This window comes from Microbacterium sp. 22242 (assembly GCF_052045495.1).
Classification (GTDB): domain Bacteria; phylum Actinomycetota; class Actinomycetes; order Actinomycetales; family Microbacteriaceae; genus Microbacterium.
The window spans coordinates 16161-39191 of the sequence record NZ_JBQEOZ010000015.1 but is presented as its reverse complement, the minus strand read 5'-3'; the positions used below and the strand labels follow the sequence as shown (position 1 = coordinate 39191).

The 23031-nt window shown below is 71.8% G+C and carries 18 protein-coding genes; 8 read left to right on the top strand and 10 right to left on the bottom strand.

All coding sequences use genetic code 11. The features are described 5' to 3' along the window. Positions 1-30: 30 nt before the first annotated feature. The 9 genes from ACTJJZ_RS14770 to ACTJJZ_RS14730 form a co-directional block, all read right to left on the bottom strand. Entirely contained in the window at positions 31-912 is an 882-nt protein-coding gene (locus tag ACTJJZ_RS14770) for a sugar phosphate isomerase/epimerase family protein (protein WP_440721948.1), read from the bottom strand. Next, positions 909-2093, bottom strand: coding sequence for a dihydrodipicolinate synthase family protein (locus tag ACTJJZ_RS14765; protein WP_440721947.1), 1185 nt, complete (start codon positions 2091-2093; stop codon positions 909-911). The genes ACTJJZ_RS14770 and ACTJJZ_RS14765 overlap by 4 nt, the downstream gene beginning before the upstream one ends. Positions 2094-2101: 8 nt before the next feature. After that, complete coding sequence (locus tag ACTJJZ_RS14760) at positions 2102-3244, bottom strand: Gfo/Idh/MocA family protein (protein ID WP_440721992.1); 1143 nt, start codon at positions 3242-3244, stop codon at positions 2102-2104. Positions 3245-3415: 171 nt separating this feature from the next. Further along, entirely contained in the window at positions 3416-7420 is a 4005-nt protein-coding gene (locus ACTJJZ_RS14755) for a carboxypeptidase regulatory-like domain-containing protein (RefSeq protein ID WP_440721946.1), read from the bottom strand. A gap of 58 nt (positions 7421-7478) precedes the next feature. Continuing rightward, complete coding sequence (locus ACTJJZ_RS14750) at positions 7479-8405, bottom strand: PmoA family protein (RefSeq protein ID WP_440721945.1); 927 nt, start codon at positions 8403-8405, stop codon at positions 7479-7481. After that, positions 8402-9517 carry a Gfo/Idh/MocA family protein gene (locus tag ACTJJZ_RS14745; protein WP_440721944.1) on the bottom strand — a complete coding sequence of 372 codons (1116 nt, stop codon included), beginning with the start codon at positions 9515-9517 and terminating at the stop codon, positions 8402-8404. Before ACTJJZ_RS14745 ends, ACTJJZ_RS14750 begins: the two co-directional genes overlap by 4 nt. 170 nt (positions 9518-9687) lie before the next feature. Continuing rightward, positions 9688-11007: an ABC transporter substrate-binding protein gene (locus ACTJJZ_RS14740; protein WP_440721943.1), complete on the bottom strand. Its 1320-nt coding sequence runs from the start codon at positions 11005-11007 to the stop codon at positions 9688-9690. A gap of 55 nt (positions 11008-11062) precedes the next feature. Continuing rightward, positions 11063-11965 carry a carbohydrate ABC transporter permease gene (locus ACTJJZ_RS14735; RefSeq protein WP_440721942.1) on the bottom strand — a complete coding sequence of 301 codons (903 nt, stop codon included), beginning with the start codon at positions 11963-11965 and terminating at the stop codon, positions 11063-11065. Next, entirely contained in the window at positions 11958-12875 is a 918-nt protein-coding gene (locus ACTJJZ_RS14730) for a carbohydrate ABC transporter permease (RefSeq protein WP_440721941.1), read from the bottom strand. Before ACTJJZ_RS14730 ends, ACTJJZ_RS14735 begins: the two co-directional genes overlap by 8 nt. A 155-nt stretch (positions 12876-13030) precedes the next feature. On the opposite strand from ACTJJZ_RS14730, the gene ACTJJZ_RS14725 reads away from it, so the two are divergent. Next, positions 13031-14017, top strand: a complete 987-nt coding sequence (locus tag ACTJJZ_RS14725) for a LacI family DNA-binding transcriptional regulator (RefSeq protein ID WP_440721940.1) — start codon at positions 13031-13033, stop codon at positions 14015-14017. A gap of 173 nt (positions 14018-14190) precedes the next feature. Then, positions 14191-14865 (top strand): rhamnogalacturonan acetylesterase, encoded by a 675-nt coding sequence (locus tag ACTJJZ_RS14720; protein WP_440721939.1) that lies wholly within the window; start codon positions 14191-14193, stop codon positions 14863-14865. A gap of 23 nt (positions 14866-14888) precedes the next feature. On the opposite strand, the gene ACTJJZ_RS14715 is transcribed toward ACTJJZ_RS14720, so the two are convergent. Further along, a complete protein-coding gene (locus ACTJJZ_RS14715) occupies positions 14889-15932 on the bottom strand; it encodes a M24 family metallopeptidase (protein ID WP_440721938.1) in 1044 nt (347 codons plus the stop codon). A 162-nt stretch (positions 15933-16094) separates the two neighbouring features. Here ACTJJZ_RS14715 and ACTJJZ_RS14710 point away from each other — a divergent pair, with 162 nt between their 5' ends. From ACTJJZ_RS14710 to ACTJJZ_RS14685, 6 genes are all read left to right on the top strand, one after another. Then, positions 16095-17114, top strand: coding sequence for a LacI family DNA-binding transcriptional regulator (locus ACTJJZ_RS14710; protein ID WP_440721937.1), 1020 nt, complete (start codon positions 16095-16097; stop codon positions 17112-17114). Between the two features lie 88 nt (positions 17115-17202). Beyond that, on the top strand, positions 17203-18534 hold the full coding sequence (locus ACTJJZ_RS14705) for a Gfo/Idh/MocA family protein (protein ID WP_440721936.1): 1332 nt from the start codon (positions 17203-17205) through the stop codon (positions 18532-18534). Next, positions 18531-19511: an NAD-dependent epimerase/dehydratase family protein gene (locus ACTJJZ_RS14700; RefSeq protein ID WP_440721935.1), complete on the top strand. Its 981-nt coding sequence runs from the start codon at positions 18531-18533 to the stop codon at positions 19509-19511. Before ACTJJZ_RS14705 ends, ACTJJZ_RS14700 begins: the two co-directional genes overlap by 4 nt. Beyond that, positions 19508-20407: a 5-dehydro-4-deoxyglucarate dehydratase gene (locus tag ACTJJZ_RS14695; protein ID WP_440721934.1), complete on the top strand. Its 900-nt coding sequence runs from the start codon at positions 19508-19510 to the stop codon at positions 20405-20407. Before ACTJJZ_RS14700 ends, ACTJJZ_RS14695 begins: the two co-directional genes overlap by 4 nt. Continuing rightward, positions 20404-21501 carry a mandelate racemase/muconate lactonizing enzyme family protein gene (locus ACTJJZ_RS14690; RefSeq protein ID WP_440721933.1) on the top strand — a complete coding sequence of 366 codons (1098 nt, stop codon included), beginning with the start codon at positions 20404-20406 and terminating at the stop codon, positions 21499-21501. The genes ACTJJZ_RS14695 and ACTJJZ_RS14690 overlap by 4 nt, the downstream gene beginning before the upstream one ends. A 36-nt stretch (positions 21502-21537) precedes the next feature. Continuing rightward, positions 21538-22980 carry an aldehyde dehydrogenase (NADP(+)) gene (locus tag ACTJJZ_RS14685; RefSeq protein ID WP_440721932.1) on the top strand — a complete coding sequence of 481 codons (1443 nt, stop codon included), beginning with the start codon at positions 21538-21540 and terminating at the stop codon, positions 22978-22980. The last annotated feature ends 51 nt before the right edge of the window (positions 22981-23031 follow it).

Below are 23031 nucleotides of genomic sequence, written 5' to 3'. Positions count from 1 at the left end.
TGGGAGCGGCGTTTTCCATCCCCGGGACGGTCAGCGCAGGTGCGGGGAGACCGCGGATCCGAAGGTCTCGGCGGTGCGCCGCACGACCTCCGCCGGGTCCTGCGCCCAGATGTCGGCGTTGAAGATCTCCACCTCGATGTCGCGGTCGTAGCCGGTCGCCATGACCGCCTGGGTCAGGGACGCGAAGTCGATCACGCCATCGCCCGGATAGTGCCGGCCGAGCAGCACGTCGGCGGGCAGCGGCGTCTTCCAGTCGCACACCTGGTACGTCGCGATGCGTCCCTCGCGGCCGGCGCGGGCGATCTGATCGAGCACCTGCGGATCCCACCAGATGTGGAAGGTGTCGACCGCGGCTCCGACGACCTCGGGGGCGAAGTCCGCCGCGATGTCGAGCGCCTGGCCGAGCGTCGAGACGACGGCACGGTCGGAGGCGTACATCGGGTGCAGCGGTTCGATCGCGAGCGTCACGCCGGCGCCGCGCGCATCGTCAGCGAGCGCGCCGATCGCGTCGCGCACCCGCTCGCGGGCGCCGATCAGGTCGCGGGATCCGGCCGGCAGCCCGCCGGCGACCAGCACCAGCACCGCCGTGGAGCCGTCGGCGCCGGCCGCCGCCAGGGTCGCGGTCTCCTCGATCGCGCGCCGGTTGTCGTCCAGGGCCGCGAGTCGCTCCGGTCCGTCCGGCAGGGTGAAGAACCCGCCGCGGCAGTGCGTGGTGAAGCGCAGCCCGGAGTCGGCGAGCATCCGCGCGGCGACGTCGAGTCCGACCTCGTTCACCGGCTCCCGCCACAGGCCGATCGCCTGCACTCCGGCCTCGGCGGTCACCCGGAGGGCGGTGGCGAGATCGGCGTACTTGATCGTGGCCTGGTTGATGGACAGGCGCCGATCCGTCCCCTGAGCCTCTCGAAGGGTCATGCGTCCACTCCGTTCACGTTCAGCATCGCGTGCCAGCGCTCGCGGGCGAGCTCCGGATCCTCGAGCGCGAGCGAGGCGTTCGCGAGTTCGACGATGCGGCTGAGATGCGGCAGGCTGCGCGCGGAGTGCAGCCCGCCCACCATCTGGAACGCAGGCTGGTGCCCGTTCAGCCAGGCCAGGAACGCGACGCCGGTCTTGTAGTAGAACGTGGGCGCGGCGAAGACCTGGCGGCTGAGCTCCTCGGTCGGCCCGAGGATCTCGAGGTAGCGTGCGGGATCCCCCGCGTCGAGCGCCTGGATCGCCGCCGAGGCGACCGGGGTGATCGCGGCGAACGCGCCGAGCAGCGCATCCGAGTGCCCGGTAACCGGTCCCTGAGCCTGTCCCACGGTGTCGCCGCCGATGAGGCCGACGTAGTTGAAGTCGTCGCCGGTGAACATGCGCACGCCCTCGGGGAGCTGCTCGCGCACGGTGATCTCGGACTCGGCGTTCAGCAGGCTCATCTTGACGCCCGCGACCTTGCCCGGGTTCTCCTCGATGATCCGCAGCAGCGTGCCGGACGCCTCGCGCCAGTCGGCGGATCCGAAGTACCCCTCCAGCTGCGGGTCGAACGCGGTGCCGAGCCAGTGCAGCACGACCGGGCTCGTGGCCTGCTGCAGCACCGCCGCGTACACGCGCAGGTAGTCGGTGCGCGACTCGGCCACGCGGGCGAGATGGCGCGAAGCCATGAGCACGGGTCCCGCACCCTGCTCCTCGGTGAAGTGCAGCTGCTCGAGGTACGCGTCGATCACCTGCGCCAGCGAGATCTGCTCCTCGTCGACGTGGTCGGTGTTGACGCCGACGACGACGGATCCGCCCTCCTCGCGGGCGACCTGGGCGCTGCGGGCGATGAGCTCGCGGGTGGCCGCGGCGTCCAGGCCCATATTGCGCTGCGCGGTGTCCATGGCGTCGGCCACGCCGAGACCCCACGAGTAGACGTTGCGGCGGAACGCGAGCGTCGCGTCCCAGTCGATGTCGGCGGGCTGCCCCGGCGTGTTGTCGGCGTGCACCTTCGGCACCACGTGCGCGGCCGCGTAGGCGACGCGGCTCTGCAGCGGCGCTGCCGGACGCACGTAGGCGCCGGAGTCGTTGAGCTCGGCGTCGGAGGTCGTGCCGTCGGCGGCGAGGAGGCGGATCGTCGTCATCGTGCGCCTCAGCCCTCGTTCGGCGCGGCCAGGCTCAGCGCGGGCAGCGCGATCTTGCGGCCCTCGGCCGAGGACTGCAGCCCGGCCTCGGCGAGCTGCACGCCGCGAGCGCCGGCGAGCAGGTCGAACGTGTATTCCGTTCCGAGCACGTAGGACTCCAGGTACTCCTCCCACTGCTGCCGGAAGCCGTTGAGGAACACGTCGTTGGTCGGCACCTCGGCCCAGTCGGCGTCGTAGTCGTGTTCGTCGGCGAGGTCGGGGTTCCACACCGGCTTCGGGGTGGCGTTGCGGTGCTGGATCTTCGCGCCGAACAGGCCCACGACGGCGGATCCGTGCGTGCCGTCCACCTGGAACTCGACGAGCTCGTCGCGGTTCACGCGCACGGTCCAGCTGGAGTTGATCTCGGCGACGATGCCGCCGTCGAGCTCGAAGATGCCGTATGCCGCGTCCTCGGCGGTCGCGGTGTAGTGCTCGCCCTTCTCGTCCCAGCGGTCGGCGATGTGCACGGCCGCCTGGGCGTACACGCTCTTGACCTCGCCGAACAGGTTCTCCATGACGTAGTTCCAGTGCGGGAACATGTCGCTGATGATGCCGCCGCCGTCCTCGGTGCGGTAGTTCCAGCTGGGGCGCTGCGCGGGCTGCCAGTCGCCCTCGAACACCCAGTAGCCGAACTCGCCGCGCACCGACAGGATCCGCCCGAAGAACCCGGAGTCGATCAGGCGCTTGAGCTTCTGCAGGCCGGGCAGGTAGAGCTTGTCGTGCACGACGCCCGTCTTGACGCCCGCGGCCTGCGCCAGGCGGGCGAGCTCGAGGGCCTCCTCGACCGACTCGGCGGTGGGCTTCTCGGTGTAGATCGCCTTGCCCGCCGCGATGGCCTTGCGGATCGCGGTCGCGCGCGCCTTCGTCACGAGGAAGTCGGCGTAGATCTCCCACTGCGGATCAGCGAGCGCGGCGTCGAGGTCGGTGGTGTAGTCGGCGATGCCGTGCTTCGCCGCGAGCTCGGCGAGCTTCTGCTCGCTGCGGCCGACCAGGATCGGCTTCACGGTGACGCGCGTGCCGTCGGGCAGCTCGATGCCGCCCTGGTCGCGGATCGCGAGGATCGAGCGCACCAGGTGCTGCCGGTAGCCCATGCGTCCGGAGACGCCGTTCATGATGATGCCGATCTCGCGGGTGGTCGTCGTCTCTGACACGGTGGTTCCTTCTCTCGGTGCCTGCCCGCCGGTTCCGCCAGCCTGGGTAAGCGCTTTCCAATATCGATATTGAAGCACGGGTATGCGCGTTCCGCAAGAGCTGATCACCCCTCGGTGCGTCTCGCGCGCTCGTCAGGTCACGATGCGCGCGGTGCGGATCACGGTGTTGCCCTTCGTGTCCACGTACACCCGGTACGCGCCCACGGAGTACACGTCCGCCGCGTTGTTCGCGATGTCGAACGTCCCGCTGTGCTCCCGCGACGTCCCGTCGCTCATCGACTCCGTGATCACGACCGTGAGCGTGTTGCCGCTGCCACTGTTCTTCACGACCGACGCCGCCACGTCGACCGACACGGGCCGGGGCGCCGGCGTGCGCGTCACGACGACCACATAGGTGCTGACATCGCCCGCGTAGGAGTCGGCCGTGATCACGATCGCGTTGTCGCCGTCGACGAGATCCACCGTCGCCTGCGTCGCGCCCGCCGCGAGCGGCTGTCCGTTCACCTGCACGTCCTGCCCCTCCCAGCCCCGCTGCAGGGTCAGCGTGACCGAGGGGACATCGGAGGCGAGCGGATCCGTGACGACATAGGGATCGTCGGTGCCGCCGACGCCGGGACTGAAGGCCGGGGTGAGCGCGTACCCGTCCACCGACACGTCGCGCAGGACGCTCAGCTGCGACGGATTGGTCCGCGACAGGGACACCGTGTATGTCTTCTGCGAGCCGTCCTCGGCGGTGACGACCACCGGCACGTCGGTGACGAGGACGGCGGAGTCCGGGGTCCCGCCGGCCAGCGGAACGTTCACCGACCCTCCGGTGCCGACGTCCGTGCCGTTGATCGACACCGTGGAGAACCCGCTCGTTACGGACGCGGTCACCGTGGCCGCGTCGGCGAACGGATCGACGCCGCCCGACCAGGTCGTCCCGTCCGCGGACGGGGCGAGCGCGACATCCGCGCCCCCGCTCGACGCGCCGACCGCCGCGAGGGACGTGTCGGCGTGGCCGTACGGCGTTCCGGTGTTCACCCGGAAGTAGTCGACCAGCATGTCCCCGACGTTGGATCCGTTGATGAAGAACAGGAAGTCGTCGAGCGAGGGGACCTTCGTGCGCAGCGGCTGGTCCGCGAGGACCGGCACCGCCATGTCGTCGACGTAGAAGTCGAAGGTACCCGTGTCCAGGTCGACGACGTTGCGCACCGTGTACCACTGTCCGACCTTGTACGGGGCGACCACCTTGGTGGTGCTCGCACCGGTCACGTTGTGCGTGATGATGTTGCCGCCGGAGAGCGCGAAGGTCGCGGCCGGGTTGGTGGAACCGGCCGGGTTCGCCGGAAGCCAGCTGCTCGCGGCATAGGAGTACATCCCGAGCTGGTTCGGCACGCCGTTGGTGGTGGTGCGCTGGATCCGCGCCTCGATCGTCACGGTTCCGGTCAGGTTCTGCGGGTTCGCCGTGTAGACGCCGAGCGTGCCCGAGCTGGAGCTGGACTTGTCGATGCGCAGGTACTTGTTGCCGGGGACGGCGGGATCGTCGACGATCGCGACCGTGCCCGTCGGCGACAGGACCGACTTCAGCACCCCGTCACCCGACTGGGTGAACGCGCCGGTCGGCTCGCCGTCAAAGGTCTCGTCGATCGCGTAGTGGGTGGGCGCGGCCGTGTGCTGCAGCACCAGGGACACCGTGACCGTGCGGGCCGCGGCGACCGCGACGTCCGGCTGGGTCGCGGTCTGGAACCCGGTCTTGTCGGCGGAGACCGAATAGCCGGTGCCCATCGGGACGTCGGCGACGCGGAACACGCCGTCCGCGCCGGTCGTGCCCGTGGCGACGACGGCACCGTTGCGCGCGACCGTGATGGCGGCATCCGCCACGGCGACGCCCGCGGACGAGACGGTCCCCGCGATGGTGCCGGTCGTGGCCGTGGTCGCTCCCAGCCGGAGCGGCTGCCCGACGGTCTGTCCGTCCGCGAGACTCACGGTGACGGGAGTTCCGTCCGCGTACCCGGTGGCGGACGGGACGAGCGTCAGCGTCCCTGCCGGGGCGTCGACGACGTAGCGCCCGCCGGCATCCGCGACGGCGGTCCCCGCGCCGTAGGAGACGCTCGCTCCGCCGACGACGAGGCCGTCCGCGTCGGTCACGACGCCCGTGATCAGACCGTGGCCGGCGGCAGGAGAGTACGACGCCGGGCCCACGCTCGGCGGCGTCTGCACGCTGCGCCCGAAGAAGTCCACGGTCGCGGCCAGCCTGCTCTGCGACGAGTTCCCGCTCGAGTGGAAACCGGGCGCGATCGCGGACAGGTCGACGGCCGCGCCCGAGCCGATGAGGGGCGACAACGCGGAGGCCGGCACGGCGTTGCGGAGGTCGGCCGCCGGGTCGCCGCCGAGGAGCGGATCCGTGACGATCGCATGCACATCTGCCGTCGTCGGCGCGACCACCCCGGGGCCGAAGTACGCGTTGCTGTCGAACCGCACACCCGGGAAGCCCGTGCGGAACGCGGCGCCGCTCACGTCGGTGCGCGTGTTCACGAACACGTTGTCCAGCACATAGTGCGGGTTCTTCGCCACGAGGTAGGTGGACGCGCTGCCGGACGACTCGAAGAAGCCGACGGTGTTCGCGCTCACCGGCGCCACCGTGTTGTACATCAGGTTGTTGTAGATCACGTTGACGCCGCTGTCGCCGTGCGGGTTGACGTAGTTGCGGGCGACGTCCCGGATGATGTTGTACCGCACGACGGAGGTGCCGAACGAGAAGCCGCACAGCAGCACGCCCTCGCCGGACTCGTGGATGTCGTTGCCCTGGACCAGGATGTTCGACGTGCCGCGATCGGGGTCGATGCCGTTGGAGTCCGCAGCCCCGGTGCGTCCCGCGAGCTTCCCGACGTCGTTGTTCTGCACCACGACGTCGTCGGAGTAGTACATCTCGATGCCCGAGACGCCCGCCCCGTCGATGACGTTGCCCTCCACGGTGGCGCCCCGCACGCTGGTGAGATACATCGCGTCCCAGCCGTACTGGGTGCCCGCGTTCGTCAGGTAGTTGCCGGAGACCTCGACGTGCGTGTGCGGCCGCCAGTCCGGATCCTCCGTGATGGTGCCGTCGGCGGCCGCCTTCGCGGCGGCGCGATCGCCCCATCCCGGCGGCAGATCCTGATACCGGTTCGTACCCATCCCGGAGAACTGCTTGAACACGAGGTTCCCGAACGACGTGTTCGCGATGACGTTGTCGCGCACGGTGACGTCGTCGAACTGCGACACCGTGCGCCCGTCGCCCTTGAGCCCTTCGAACAGGATCCCGCCCGTCCGCTTCGACCGGTCCAGCCCCGCGCCGCTGACCGACCAGGTGACGCCGCTCACGTCGTGGACGTAGACCCCGTGGATGTCGAAGCCGCTCAGCGTTCCGGCGTTCTCCCCCTGGATGTGGATGCCGCGCAGGTCGCCCTGCGCGGGGTTCTCCTCGCCCGGCACCTGTCCGTTGTTCGCCGCGGGCGCGAAGTGCGTGGCGTCGAATCCGTCGGTCACGTTGCTGATCTCCAGCTGCGAGATGTCCCAGTGCTGCTGATCGGTCAGCTGGAGCGCATCGTTGACCACGCCCCGGGCGTCGAGCTCGGGGGCAGGGCCCGTTCCGAAACTGGAGAGCACGATCGGGTTCTCCGCGGTGCCGGACCCCTTCGGGGCGAGCAGGGCGGTCGGCGCGGGAGCCGTGACGTCCGTCGCCACGCCTCCGCTCCAGGTGGTGTAGTCGTACGCCTCGCGGGCGACGGCGGAGCCGGATGCCGTCCACACGCTCCCCGCCTTGAGGAGGATGCGGTCGCCCGGCTGGAAGGTGGTGGCGTTCACCTTCGCGAGGCTCTTCCACGCGCTCCCGGGCGCATCGCCGGCCGCCGCGTCGTCCCCCGCGACCGAGTCGACGTAGTAGGACTTTCCGGCGCCGGCGGGCGCCGTCCCGTCCGTCACCGCAAGCGTGCCGGACTGGACCACGGCCCGGCCGGCGTCGCGCAGCGCGGTCTTGTCGGTGTAGCCGGTGAAGGCCGACCCCTCGGCCGCCGCGGCGGGCGCTGCGGCGAGGGTGGGCAGCATCGCGCCGATGGTCGCGGCGAGTGTCAGCGTGACGACGGCGGCGCCGCGGGCGCCGAGCAGGGAAAGGGACATCGTTGTTCCTTCGTGTGTGAGGTGAGTCGAGGTCAGGAGCGGACGGGGGATGCGGCCATCATGCGTGCGCCTCCGCGAGCACTGCGCGCACGGCATCGGCGAGGGCAGGTGCTCCGCCGGCGTCCGCGTCCGCGATGCCCACGCCGTAGCGGAACACGGCGGTCTCGCCGGGCGCGATCGTCAGTTCCTCGCTGAAGAACGGCGCGGGGTTGAGCGCGGCGAACTCCTCGGAGCGCGCGAACCACTGCGGGGGATGGTGCGGATTCTCGGCGGCGTCGACCATGACGAGGAGGGAGACGGCGTCGATCACGTCGTGGCGCCCCGCGAACCCCATCCACTCGTGCCGCTGCCCGCGCACATCGGATCCGGATCCGGATCCCGTCGCGGTCACCAGCGTGCCGCCGGTGAACGACCGCGGGCCGCGCCAGAACAACCCGCCGTAGCCCGCGTTCTCCCGTCCCCGGGTGGTGGGTGATCCGATCGCGATCGGGGCGTCGGAGACGTTCGTCATCCCCGTCTCGAAGGTCAGCGCCCAGGAGCGCTCGTCCAGGATCCGCGCCGTGATCGTCCGGCTCTCGTCGAACAGGTGCGCACCCGACTCCGTCGTCCACCGCACGGCGTGCCCGATCTCCGCGACGCCGTCGCGCACGCTCGTCCGCACCCCGCCGACGACGGCCTGGGTGCCGTTGTTCGGCCGCTGCACGTATCCGTGTCCCGGCGCACCGTGCACGTAGGTGGGCCCGCCCCAGAAGTTCTCCTCCCCGACGACGGGCAGCGACCAGGCGATGCCCTTGTGCCAGACGTGATCCCACGGCCGGAACAGGCTCACCACGCGGCCCGCGCGGGTGCGCAGCGGATCCAGATACGGCTTCGGCGACTCGAGCTGCGGCGAGTCGGGCGCGTGCACGTAGCGCAGCAGCTCGACGTCGCCCTCGGCGACGACGACCGCCCTCCCGTCATCCCGGACGTCCAGCGCGCCGGTCATACCAGCGCCTCTTTCAGCGGCGCCCAGGGGACCATGCCACCGCTCATGGTCGCGGCGAACGGGTCGTCAGGGCCGATCTCGCCCGCCGCGATCGGACGCCCCCGGAACGCGGACGCGTACGTGGCCGCCGCGAACTCGAGGGTGCGGCGCGCCTGGGTCAGGGACGCCTCGGGCGGGGTGCCCGCGTCGAAGGCGTCGAGGATCGCGGCGAGCTGATCGCCGTGCCCGCTCGTGCCGCCGGTGGCGTCGGGCTGCCAGAGGGCGGCCAGCTCCTCGTGCCCCGGTGCCGGGGTGAAGGTCCAGTCCGCCGTGGTGTAGCCGTAGACGTGCTCCACCTCGACGGTCGCGAATTCGAAGTCGAACCGGAGCCGCGAGCTCTCCCGGGGCGAGACCACGGAGTTGACGACCGTCGCGAGAGCGCCGTTCTCGAACCGGGCCAGCGCGAGCGACACGTCCTCGGTGTCCGTCGGCCGCGACTGCCGCGCGGCGAACGCGGTCACCTCCGCCCACGGGCCGAGGATCGCCAGGAGCAGATCGAACTGGTGGATCCCGTGCCCCATCGTCGGTCCGCCGCCCTCGACGTCCCAGCGCCCTCGCCACGGCACTCCGAAGTAGGCGTCGTCGCGGTACCAGAGGGTCTCGCAGGTCGCGACCTGCGGCCGGCCGAGACCGCCCTCGGCGACGAGCCGCGCCAGGAGCCGCCCCGCGGCGCCGAACCGGTGCTGGAACACCGTCAGCACCGGGACGCCGGTCTCCTCCTCCACCGCGCGCAGTTCGTCCAGCTCGCGCAGGTTGAGCGTCGTGGGCTTCTCCACGAGCGGCACCACGCCGGCGCGCTGCGCCAGCGCCGCGAGCGGCGCGTGCGACTGCGGCGGCGTGCAGATGCTGACCAGATCCAGGCCGTGCCCGGCGAGCAGCGCGGCGGCATCGGTGTGCACCGACGGCACGGCGAACTCTGCCGCGAAGGCGCGTGCGCGGTCGGGATCGACGTCGGCGACGGCCACGAGCTCGATCCGCGGCGCGAGCGCCTTCAGCGCCTTGGCGTGGACGCGGGCGATGCCGCCGGTGCCGATGATGGCGGCGCGGTACGGCCGTGAGGTCGGGGGGTTCATGCGGGGTTCTCCTGGATGCGGGATCGACGGCGAGGGATCGCGAGGGGATCGAGGGTGCGGGATCGCGGGGGGATCGACGGTGAGCGATCGCGAGGGTGTCGAGGGTGCGGGATCGCGGGGGGATCGGGACGGGCGCGGGGGAGGGCGANACCCCTCCCCCGCGCCGTGCCTCACTGCGCGGAGTCGATCTCGCCCTGCAGCTCGGCGATGAACGCCTTCGCCGCGTCGAGCGGCTTCTGCTGACCCGCGAAGACCTGCTGCGTGTAGCGCTGCAGGATCGTCTCGATCGTGCTGGCGCCATTCGGGGTGACCAGGGGCGCCTTGCCGGGGGTCACGGACTCCTGATACGCGATGGCCGCCTGGTCGGTCGGCGCGAGCGCGTCCTTGATCAGGGCGCGCGTCTTGTCGTTCGCCGGCACGCCGCGCTCGGTGAGCAGGATCTTCGCCGCGTCCGCGTCGTTGAGGAGGTAGTCCACGAACGCGGCCGCCTCGGCCGGGTGCTTGGTCTTGGCCGACACCGACCAGTACATCGACGGCTTGTACGAGTTCGGGTGCACGCCCTTCGGCGCCGGCGGCTGCAGCAGCACCAGGTTCTGGCCGCTCGACTTCGCGAGGGCGGTCAGCTGCGTGTTGTAGGCCACGCCCATCGCGACCTTGTTGGTCGCCAGGGAGTTGCCCGAGATGCCCGCGCCGAAGCTCTCCGTGATCGCCGAGGACGACAGCATGCCGCCCGACTTCTGCAGGTCGAGCTCGAACTGCCACATCTTCGCAAGCGACTTCGGGTTCAGCGTGACCTTGTCGTCCTTGCCGAACAGCTCGCCGCCGTCCGACCGGGCCCAGTACTTGGCGCTGCCCGCGTCGAAGCCGCCGATCTGATCGGTGCCGTGGATCGCCCCGCCGCTCTTCTGGGTGAGCTCGTCGGCGACCTTCGCGTAGTCGTCCCACGTCCACGTCTTGTCGTCCGGCAGGGCGACGCCGTACTTGTCGAAGAGATCCTTGTTCGCGACGATCGCGTACACGGCCACGCCGATCGGATCCGCATACTGCGCGCCGTTCACCTTGCCGGTGTCCCGCGCGGAGGCCGCGACGTGGGTCATGTCGACGTTCAGCTTGTTCAGGTCGTAGAGCGCACCGCGGTTGCCGTAGGAGGCCAGATACAGCTCGTCCATCTGCACGACGTCCGGCATGTCGCCGCCGGCGGTGGCGGTCGCCAGCTGGTCCCAGTATCCGTTCCAGTCCGTGTACTGCGGCTTCACGGTGATGTTCGGGTACTTCTTCTCGAAGGCGGCGATCGCCTCCTGGGTCTTCTGCACGCGGGCGTCGCCGCCCCAGAAGGTGACGCTGATCGTGGTGGCCTTGCCCGACAGCGTGGGCTTGGCGGCGCCGGCGGCCGGGGTGCCGCCGCCGGAGCAGCCGGCGAGCGCGAGGGCGCCGGCCGCGGCGAGGGCGGCGACGATGCCGGCCCTGCGCAGGATCGTGGTCGAGGTCATGACTCTCCTTGATTGTCTCGGTGGTGAAGGGTGGGTTCGGGTGTGGGAGGTGAGGTCACTTGCCGCCGGTCGTGGCGATCCCGCGAAGCAGGAAGCGCTGACCGAACAGGAAGACCAGGAAGACCGGGAGCAGCGAGACCACGCTCATCGCGAAGACCGCGCCCCAGTCGGTCGAGCCCTGCGCGTCCACGAACGAGCGCAGCGCGAGGGAGGACGTGTACTTCGCCGGATCCGTGAGGTAGATCAGCTGCGAGAAGAAGTCGTTCCAGGTCCAGATGAAGGTGAAGATCGTCGTCGTGCCGAGCGCGGGGACCATGAGCGGCAGGATGATCTGCAGGAAGATCCGGGGGTGCCCCGCGCCGTCGATGCGCGCCGCCTCGTCGAGCTCGCGCGGGATGCCGCGCATGAACTGCACCATGAGGAAGACGAAGAACGCGTCGGTGGCGAGCAGCTTCGGGACGATCAGCGGCCAGAACGTGTTCACCCAGCCGATCTGGGAGAACATGATGTACTGCGGCACGATGATCACGTGGATCGGCACCATGATCGTGACGAGCATGATGCCGAACCACCAGCGCTTGCCGCGGAAGTTCAGCCGCGCGAACGCGTAAGCGGCGAGCGAGCAGGCCACGAGGTTGCCGAGGATGGCGCCGAGCACCACGAGCATCGAGTTGATCAGGTAGTGCCCGTAGGGCTCGGTCAGGGCGTTCCAGCCGTTGACGTAGTTCTTGATCTCGAACGTCTTCAGGACGAGGGTCGGGTCGCCGAAGATGCCGTCGGCCGGCCGGAGCGAGCTGACCACCATCCACAGCACGGGGTAGAGCATGATCAGCGCGCCGAGGATCAGCACGACGTGCTTGATGAGGGCCCTGACCGGCTGCAGTGCGCGACGGCGGCTGGCGGGGTTGCGCGTCACCTGATCGGGACGCACGGACAGGAGCGTGGATGTCTCAGTCATCGTAGAAGACCCAGTACTTGGAGGCCCAGAAGTTCAGGGCGGTGAAGGCGCCGATGATCAGCACGAGCAGCCACGCCAGCGCCGAGGCGTAGCCCATGTCGAAGGCGCGGAACCCGCGCTGGTAGAGGTAGAGCGAGAACAGCAGCGTCGAATCCGCGGGCCCGCCGCTGCCGCCGGAGACGACGAACGCCTGCGTGAACGACTGGAACGAATGGATGAGCTGCAGCACCAGGTTGAAGAAGATGATCGGGCTGAGCATCGGCAGCGTGATGCTGAAGAACTGCCGCCCGCGGCTCGCACCGTCCACGCTCGCGGCCTCGTAGAGCGACACCGGGATCTGCCGGAGCCCCGCGAGGAAGATCACCATCGGCGCTCCGAACGTCCACACGTTCAGCAGGATCAGTGTCCAGATCGCGGTGTCCGGTGACGAGATCCAGCCCTGCCCCTGGACGCCGAACAGCGCCAGGAACTTGTTGAACAGGCCGTCCACGCCGAACACCGTGCGCCACAGCACGGCGATCGCGACGCTGCCGCCGATGAGCGAGGGCAGGTAGTACACCGAGCGGTAGAACGACAGCCCGCGCACGCCGCGGTCTAGCAGCACGGCCAGGCCCAGCGCGAGCGCCAGCTGCAGCGGAACCGAGACCAGCACGTAGGTGAACGTGACGCCCAGGGAATGCAGCAGGCGCGCATCGCTGAACATCCGCACGAAGTTCTGGAACCCGACGAAGCTCGGCGGCTGCAGCAGGTTGTACTTGGTGAACGACAGGCCGAGCGACGCGAGCATGGGACCCGCGGTGACGGCGAAGAGGCCGAGGAACCACGGAAGCAGGAACCAGAACGCCGCCTTGCCGTCGCCCTTGGTCGTCGTCGTGGTCTTGAGCTGCCGGAGCTCGCCCAGGGCGCTCATCGCGGACCTCCGTCCGGGACGCTGTGTACAGGATGCACCGATCCTCCTTCGGATCTGGAAAGTGAACGATCACTTTCTGTGTGGGTACGACAATAGTGAACGATCACTTTGTGTGTCAAGATGGTTCGGGAACGAGCTATCCGAGACGAGGCGGCATGACCATCGACAGCACACCGGACCGGCGCGCGACGATCATGGAGGTCGCCCGTCTCGCCGGCGTCTCCCACCAGACCGTGTCGCGGTACTTCCGGGACAACGGCACGCTCAAGGAGTCCACGCGCCTGCGCGTCGACGCGGCCGTGCGCGAGCTCGACTACCGGCCGAACCTCGTCGCCCGCTCGATGCGCACCCGTCGCACCGGGCGCCTCGCCGTGGTCGTGCCGACCCTCGCATTCAACCCTGCCCGCATGCTCGCCGGCGCGAGCGCCACCGCGCACGCCGCCGCATACGGGGTCGATGTGCTCGCGATCGAGGGCGGCAGGCAGGCCCGCACGCAGCGCGTGCTCGAACTGGCCGGCTCCGGGCAGGTGGACGGCATCGTGTCGTTCGCCCCGCTGGAGCCCGGGATCGACACGGCGACCATGGGCCTGACCGTCCTGGTCGCGGCAGAGTTCGACGACGAGATGCGCGGAATCGGGGAGCTCGCCGACGCGGCGCCCGTGATGGCCTTCCTGTCGCGGCTCACCGAGCTCGGGCACAGCCGTTTCCTGCACGTGAGCGGCGATCTGCAGTTCGCGTCGGCCCGGGCCCGCCGCGATGCCTTCCTGGCGGGGGCGGAACGCCTCGGGGTCGCTGAGGCGCGCGTGTTCGACGGGGACTGGACCGCCGAGAGCGGCGTCGCCGCGGTGCGCGCGCTGCACGAGAACGACCGGCCCACGGCGGTGATCGCGAGCAACGACCTCGTCGCCGCGCACCGCGGGTGGGCCGTCCCCCGCGACCTCAGCGTGACCGGGTGGGACCGGCAGCCCATCGGGCAGTTCCTGGTGCCATCGCTGACCACGGTCGACGTCGACCTGGAAGGCCTCGGCGCGACCGCGATGGGACGACTGATCGCCGCGCTGCGGAAGGAGGCTGCTCCGGCCGCCTCGCGGACCCTGCAGACGGTCGTGTGGGGCGAATCCATCGGCCCCGCGCCGGCATGAGCCCCCGCCGACCGCGTGCGGCGCCGCCTGGCCCCTCGCGTCCGCGCGGGTGCCGGCTCTGAGAGTCCGGCCACTCTCAGAAAACGCTTTCTCGACCATGGCCCCATAGTAGCGAATCCGTGCACCGGCGCGGACAACAGATCTCGGATCGCGCATCCGAGGAAGGAGCGGACATGACCTACCACCTCGCGGGAGACTCGACGGTGGCCCCGATGAAGCCGGCGGAGGCGCCGATGGCCGGCTGGGGCGAGGCGCTCGCGGCGTTCGTGGACGCCCCGGTGCGCAACCTCGCCTTCGGCGGAGCGACGACCGAGTCCTTCCTCGCCACCGGACGCTGGGCCGAGTTGACGGCCGAGGTGCGCCCCGCGGACACGGTGCTGATCCAGTTCGGGCACAACGACCAGAAGCAGCCGGAGCTGCTCGCCGCCCGCGGCGGATACGCGGATCGCCTGCGCAGGTTCGTCGCCGAGACCCGCGAACGCGGCGCGACGGCCGTGCTGTGCACGTCGTGCGAGCGGCGCTGGTTCGACGGCGACCGGGTGACTCCGACCCACGGGGACTATCCGAATGCCGTGCGCGACCTGGCGCACGAGCTCGACGCGGCGCTGATCGACCTCACCGTGTTCACGACCTGGCTGTACGAGGACCTCGGCCCGGAGGGATCCGCCGGGCTGCTGTCGCACTACGCGCCGGGCGAGACGGCGGCCTGGCCGGACGGGCTCGTCGACGACACCCATTTCCGGATCGACGGCGCCCGCCGCATCGCGGCCTTCGTGGCCCGGTCGCTGCGCGCGCTCGAGCGCCGGGACGGCGACCGGCCCGCGAAGGGCTCGACGCTGGTGAGCTGAGTGAGCTGAGGCGCGGGCGCCGCTCAGCGGAACGGCATCACCGCCGGCCGCATCCGCCCGTCGACGTGCACTGTCGGCCAGCGCGGGTCGACCGTGAGCACCTCGATTCCGCCGCTCGTCGCGAGCACGGTGTCCTCCGCTTTCACACCGGGTGCGGTCGGATTCCAGGCGAACGCATGGTTCTCCTGCACGACGTCGGTGGTCGCGGCGGTCGCCCGCGGATCCCGGCCCGCGTAGCCGGTGGGGCCGCCCTGATGGTGCCGCTGCCATTCACGCGGGCCGAACCCGGCGGCGGCGTAGGCGGCCGCGCCGACCGCGAAGATCTCGTCCAGTCGCATCCCGGGGCGCGTCGCATCCAGATACGCGGCCTCGACCGCGAGGATCCGCTCGTCGTCCGGGTGAGGCTCGCCGACCCAGCGGGTCGCATTGGCGATGAGGCCGTGCCGGCGCCCTCCGACCACGAGCATGGCGCGGCGTCCGAGCGGCGAGGCCGTCGGCAGGGGGTGCCGGTGCGGCACCCGCCACTCCCCCGCCACGAGGAGCACGATCGGGTCGATCCCGCGCGCGATCAGCCCGGCCGCGAGCGCGGCGGCGACCTCCCGTTCGCTCATCGACGCCGACGCGGCCGCCGCCACGTCGGTCAGCACGCGCGCGGATTCTCGGCACAGGGCGCGGTAGCGGTCCGTCTCGTCCGGGGTCAACGCGGCGCGGAGCGCCCTCAGATCGGCGGCGAGCGCGCTCTCGGCCACCGCGTACCCTTCCGCGAGCGCCGCCTGGGCCGGCGCCAGGTCCCAGGGCACCCGCACGACGTAGGCGCGATCCTGGGGCAGGAGCTCTTCGGCGATCAGCCGCTCGGCCTCGTTGGTCGCGACCAGGATCCGATCCTCCTCAGGCGACACCCGCACCGCGGCGACCGGCGGCCCGGCGAGCGACACATGCGTGCGCACGCCGTCGAGGTACCACGAGACGGCCTCGTGCGAGGACAGCACCAGGCTCATGGCGCCGGTGCGAGCCAGCAACGCACGCAGGCGGCGCTTCTTCTCGGCGCGGGAGTGGGATGAGGGCATCGGGCACACTTCTACTGAGACAGAGAAAAGGTTTTCTTGATGCTAGCGCGCCACGACGCGAATACGGAGCCACGCCCTGGTTCCGGGGCCCGCGCGCCGCGTCAGGCCGGCGATCGCTGACCATAATGGGACGAGGGCGCCGTCGGCGCCGAGGGGAGAGCCGTGAGAGCACCGGGCCCGAAACGCGCCACGATCACGCAGGTCGCCGCGCACGCGGGAGTGTCGCTGTCGACCGTCTCCCGCGCCATGAACGGCAACCCCACCGTGGATCCCGAGCTCGTCGAGCGGGTGAAGGCCGCCGCCGCGGAGCTGGGATATTCGGCCAGCCCGCTTGCACGCAGTCTCGTGCTCGGACGCACGCAGACGATCTCCGTGGTGATCCCGGATCTCGCCAACCCCGTGTTCCAGGCGATCCTGCGCGGGCTCAGCCACGCGGCCGCCGAGGACGGCTACCACGTGCTGATCGCCGATTCCGCCGAGCAGGTGCACGAGGAGACGGTGCTCGCCGCGACCACGCGGCGCCGTGCGGACGGCGTCATCCTCTGCGCGCCGCGCATGCCGGCGGACGAGCTCGCCGCGCTGCTGCCCTCGCTCGCCCCCGCCGTGGTGGTGAACCGGCCGCCGCAGCAGCACGCGCCGACGATCGCCGCCGACTACGGCGCCGCCACCACGGCGCTCGTGGAGCACCTGCACGACCTCGGACACCGCCGGATCCTGTTCCTCTCGGGCGCACCGGGCAGTGCGTCCGGATCCGCCCGGAGCGCCGCCCTCGCCGAGGCCTGCGAGCGCCACCCCGGCCTGGAGATCGCCGAGCGGGCCGCCAGCGTGGACTTCGACAGCGGGGCGGCCTCCGCCGACGCGGTCCTGGCCTCGGGTGCGACCGCGGTGCTGGCGTTCAACGACCTGGTCGCGATGGGACTGCTCTCCGCCCTCGGCACGCGGGGAGTGCGCGTGCCCGAGGACATCTCGGTCGCCGGCTTCGACGACATCCCGTTCGCCGCGTTCACCTCGCCTCCGCTGACGACCGCCGCCGTGCCCGCCACAGAACTGGGCAGGCTCGCGTGGGCGGCCATGGGCGCTCTGCTGCGCGGCGACGAGCCGCCTCCGCCGGTCGCGCTCACCCCGCGGCTCGTCGTCCGGGCGAGCACCGGCCCGGCTCGCGCCACCTCCTCCCCCGGCTGACGCGCCGATCCGTCCGGCGGAGGCTGCGCGCGCGGCGCCGGTCGTGCTACCGTCTGAGAAAACGTTTCCTGAGAAGCCGAGGTCTGCCATGACGCGCACCCGTTACGCCCTCGCCGGCGCCGGCCACCGCTCGCACATGTACGTCGACGCGATCACCGGCGCGCACGCCGACCGCGCAGAGCTGATCGCCGTGTGCGAGCCGAATCCGGTGCGCGCCGACGCGGCCGTCGCGTTCGTCGCCGAGCGAGGGTTCGACGCACCGAGCGTGTGGACCCCCGATCGGCTCGAGGAGATGATCCGCGCCGAGCGCATCGACCGCCTGATCGTCACCGCACGCGACGATCTGCACGCCGAGCTCATCGTGCGGGCGCTCGACGCCGGAGCGGACGTCGTCGTGGAGAAGCCCCTCACGATCGACGCGGCGAGCGCCGCGCTCATCGAGAGGGCCGTGGAGCGCACCGGCCGGAGGGTCGTGCTGACCTTCAACTACCGCTACGCGCCGCGCAACAGCGCACTGCGCCAGGTCATCCGGGACGGCCGGATCGGGCAGGTCACGTCCGTCGACTTCTCCTGGATGCTCGACACCAAGCACGGCGCCGACTACTTCCGCCGCTGGCACCGCGAGAAGCAGAACTCCGGCGGCCTGCTCGTGCACAAGTCGAGCCATCACTTCGATCTGGTGAACTGGTGGATCGGGCAGAGCCCGAGGCGCGTGTTCGCGTCCGGCGGCCTGCGCTTCTACGGCGCGGAGAACGCCGCGGCGTGCGGCCTCGGGGCGCGTCCTGCACGCGGGACGCACGACGGCCCCCACGACCCGTTCGAACTGGACCTCCGCGACGATCCTCGCCTGGCCGCGCTCTACCTCGCGGCCGAGGGTCACGACGGCTATCTGCGCGATCGCGACGTGTTCGGCGAGGGCATCACGATCGAGGACAACCTCGCCCTCGTGGTGGACTACTCGGGCGGTGCCACGCTGTCGTACTCGCTCAACGCGCACTGCCCGTGGGAGGGCTATCGGGTCGCGGTGAACGGCACCGAGGGCCGTGCCGAGCTCGAGGTGATCGAGCGCGGCGCCGTGCTGGTCGACGAGGGCCTGCATCCGGTCCTCGATCCCAGCGCGACCGCGGCGGCGAGCAGCGGATCCCTGCGTCCGCAGGGCGAGCGCCTGCTCGTGCAGCGGCACTGGGAGGAGGCCGTCGAGGTCCCGATCGTGAGCGCCGCGGGCGGTCACGGCGGTGGCGACGCCCTGCTCCTGCGCGACGTGTTCGAGGGTCCCGGCGAAGATCCGCTCGCGCGCCCCGCGGACTGGACCGACGGCGTCCGCTCGATCGCCGTCGGGATCGCCGGCAACCGATCCCTGCAGACCGGCCTGCCCACGCGCGTCGACGAGCTCGGCGTGCCGCTGCTGGCACGGCCATGAGCCGCGTCGTCATCACGGGCGGATCCGGCCGGCTCGGCCGTTCGCTCGTCACCGGGCTCGCCGACGCCGGGCACGAGATCGTCTCGCTCGACCGCGCCGGAGCGCCGGAGCTCGACCGGGACGGCATCGCGCAGATCGGCGTCGATCTCTCCGATGCCGATGCCACGGTGCGCGCGCTGACCGACGCGCGCGCCGACGCCCTCATCCACCTCGCCGCGATCGCCGTGCCGTTCAGCGCCCCGGAGGACGTGATCATCCGCACCAACACCGGCATCGCCCAGTCCGTGCTCGGCGGTGCCGTCGCCGCGGGCATCGGCCGGATCGTCGCGGCGTCGAGCCCCACCGTGCTCGGCTACAGCGCACCCGGCTGGGTGCCCGAGCGGCTGCCGCTCGACGAGCGCACCCCGCCGCGCCCCGCCAACGCCTACGCGCTCTCCAAGCTGGTGATCGAGCAGACCCTCGCGATGCTGCGGCGGCAGACCGGCGACGCCGTGCGATACGCCGCGTTCCGCCCCTGCTACGTGATCGCCCCCGAGGAATGGGCGGGTGCGGTCACCCAGCAGGGCCACACCGTGCGACAGCGCCTCGACGACCCGGCGCTCTCCGCCCCCGCGGTCTTCAATTACGTCGACGCTCGCGATGTCGCGTCCTTCGCCGGCACCCTGCTCGCGGCGCTCCACGACATCCCCAACGGCGAGACGTTCTTCGTGGGGGCGGACGACGCCCTCGCCCGCGAGCCCCTCGCCGCGCTTCTGCCGCGGTTCTTCCCCGGCACCGAGGAGGTCGCGGCCGCGCTCACCGGCACCGCGCCGGCCTTCTCGACCGCCCACGCGAGGGCGCTGCTCGGCTGGCGTCCCGGGTTCGGCTGGCGCGACCAGCTGGCCGGCGACGCCGCCGCCTCTTCTTCCGCGGACAGCGCCGCCGCGCGCACCGCACCCGACGCCCTCCGATCCACCCGAAAGGAGCAGCCCGCATGAACTTCTCCGGGATCCTGTTCTTCCCCGTCACGCCCTTCGACGCCGCCGACCGCATCGACGAGGAGCTGCTCGCCGCGCACGTCTCAGCCGGTGTCGCGCACGGCGCGGGCGGCGTCTTCCCCGCCTGCGGCACGGGCGAGTTCCACGCGCTGAGCGCGAGCGAGGCCGCCACCGTGGTGCGCACGGCGGTCGCCGCCGTCGACGGGCGAGTGCCGGTGATCGCCGGCGCCGGCGGGCCGCTCGGGCACGCGATCGAGGTCGGCCGCGCCGCCGCCGAGGCCGGGGCCGACGCCCTGCTCGTGCTGCCGCCGTATCTGGTCGGAGCCGCGCAGGCGGGGCTCATCTCCTATGTGCAGCGGATCGCCGAGGCGAGCGGACTGCCGGTCATCGTCTACCACCGGGCGAACGCGCAGTTCACGCCCGAGTCGATGCGGATCCTGGCGCGGGATCCCCGCGTGATCGGGTTCAAGGACGGCGCCGGCGACATCGGCGTCGCGCAGTCGATCGTGCGGGCCGTGATCGAGGAGGGCCGGGACGACTTCGCGTTCTTCAACGGCCTGCTCACCGCCGAGCTCACGCAGGGCGCCTACCGCGGTATCGGGATCCCGCTGTACTCCTCGGCCGCGTTCGCGATGGCCCCCGAGATCGCCACCGCCTCCTACCGCGCCTACGCCGACGGCGACGAGACGCGCCGCCTCGCACTGCTGGACGGCTTCTACCGCCCCCTCGTGGCGCTCCGCGACGAGACCCCCGGTTTCGGCGTCGCGCTGATCAAGGCGGGGCTGCGCCTCGGCGGCCTTCCCGTCGGCGGCGTCCGCGCACCCCTCGTCGACCCGACGCCGGAGCAGGAGCAGCGGCTCGCCGGGATCCTCGCGGCAGGACGAGCGCTGCTGTGACCGGATCCGCGGCCCCCACGATCCGCGCGTTCGAGGCGCGCCTGATCCGCGTGCCGCTCACCCGTCCGTGGGCGGCGGACGTGACCAGCGTCGGCGTGATCGCGACGCACCTCGTGCGCAGCGACGGCGCCGAGGGCTGGGGCTTCTCCTGGACGCCGCAGATCGGCGCCGAGGCCGTGCTCGCGCTGCTGCAGCACGACCTGACACCGGCCTCGCTCGGGCGCTCGGCGGAGCCCGGCGTCGCGTGGCAGGGCCTGTGGGAGCACCTGCACGAGGCGGGCGGCGGCGGGCTCACCACGATCGCCCTCGCCGGACTCGATCTCGCGGTGTGGGACGCGGCCGCCCGCGCCGCGGACCTGCCGGTGTCCGGGCTGATCGGGCGCACCCGCGACGCCGCCCGGGTGTACGGCAGCGGGGTGAACCTGCACTATCCGATCGACGACCTCGTCGCGCAGGTGCGGCGCTGGGTGGCCGCGGGCTTCGACGCGGTGAAGGTCAAGGTCGGCCGGCCCGACATCGCCGAGGACCTCGAGCGGCTCCAGGCCGTGCGCACCGAGCTGGGGCCCGACCGGGCGCTCATGATCGACGCGAACCAGCGCTGGGGGCTGGACCGCGCGACCGCGGCGCTCGAGCAGCTCGCGGCGGTGGAGCCGGCGTGGATCGAGGAGCCGCTGCGCGCCGACGACCTGGCCGGGCACGCCGAGCTCGCGCGCCGCCTGGGCGGATCGAGCCGGATCCCGATCGCGGTCGGCGAGAACCTGCACACCCGGCACCGCTTCGCCGAGTATCTGCATGCCGGCGCCGCGCAGATCGTGCAGCCGAACATCGTGCGTGTCGGCGGCATCACTCCGTTCCACGGCATCGCCGACCTGGCCGTCGATCACGGCGCGGCCCTGCACCCGCACCTGCTGCCGGAGCTGTCCGGACAGCTCGCGCTCACCCTTCCCGCCTCATTGCCGGATCCCTGGGTCGAGGACGTCGAGGACGCCGGCTTCGGCGCACTCGGCGCGCTGCGGGATCCCTCCCCCGTCCTGATCCGCCACGCCCTGCTCACCGAGACCGATCACGCCGGGCTCGGCCTGCGCTTCCGCTGAGCCGGAGCGCCGCCCCTCCCTCGAAAGGACTCCGCCATGACCACGACCGCCGCAGAGCTCGACCGCTTCGCCGCCGCGGCCTCCGCCGCCGCCCCGATCTGGCGTGCCTCGGCCGCCCCGGAGCGCGCCGGCTGGCTGCGCGCCCTCGCGGACGCGCTCGACGCCGCCGCGGACGAGCTCGTGCCGATCGCCGACCGCGAGACGCGACTCGGCGCCCCGCGGCTGCACGGCGAGGTCGCCCGCACGACCGGGCAGCTGCGGCTGTTCGCCACCGTCGTCGAGGAGGGCTCGTTCCACGAGCTGATCGTCGACGACGCCGACCCGCAGGCGTCCCCGCCGCGGCCCGAACTGCGCCGGATGCTGGTCGGCGTGGGTCCGGTGGCCGTGTTCGCGGCGTCGAACTTCCCGTTCGCGTTCTCCGTGTGCGGCGGCGACACCGCGTCCGCCCTCGCGGCGGGCAACCCGGTGATCGTGAAGGCGCACTCCGGGCATCCCGAGCTGTCCCGGCGCACCGCGGAGATCGCCGTCGCCGCACTGGCCGCGGCCGGAGCGCCGGCCGGATCCTTCGCGCTCGTCGAGGGACGCGAGGCCGGCAACGCACTGGTGCAGCACGCGGCGATCCGCGCGGCGGGGTTCACCGGATCCGTCGCCGGCGGCCGAGCCCTGTTCGACCTCGCGTCCGGACGGCCGGATCCGATCCCCTTCTACGGCGAACTCGGCAGCGTCAACCCCGTCGTGCTCACGCCCGCCGCCGTCGCCGCGCGCGGCGCGGAGCTCGCCCGCGGGCTGGTCGGCTCGTTCACGCTCGGCGCCGGCCAGTTCTGCACCAAGCCCGGCGTCGTCTTCGTGCCCGAGGGATCCGGGTTCGAGGACGAGGTCGCCGCCGTCGTCGGCGCCGCGCACGGCGGCCCGCTGCTCACCGACCGCATCACCGGCGCCTTCCCGTCCGGGATCGCGCAGCTCGAGGCCGATCCCGCCACGGCCGTGCTCGGCTTCGGCGCGGAGACGACCGACGGCGCACGGCCCGTCGTGCTGACGACCGACGCGGAGGCCGTGACCGCGCGCCCCGATGCGCTGCTCGCGGAGGTGTTCGGACCGGTGACGCTCCTGGTCCGCTATGCCGGCGAGGCCGCGCTGCACGCGGCCCTGCGCGTCGTGCCGGGATCCCTCACCGCCACGCTGCACGCCGAGCAGGACGACGACGTCGCCGAGACCCTGGAGCTGCTGCAGGAGCGCGCGGGGCGCGTGCTGTTCGCGGGGTGGCCGACCGGCGTCGCGGTCACCTGGTCGCAGCAGCACGGCGGCCCGTGGCCGGCGACGACCTCGCTGCACACGTCCGTCGGCGCCACTGCGATCCGCCGCTTCCTGCGCCCCGTCGCGTTCCAGGACGCGCCGTCGCGGCTGCTGCCCGAGGTGCTGCGCGACGAGGCACTGACCCTGCTGCCGCACCGCCGCAACGGCGTGCTCGTGCTGCCCTGAGCCGCCTGCGCTGCGGCGGCCTGCGACCGAGAATCGGNCCGATTCGCGCGT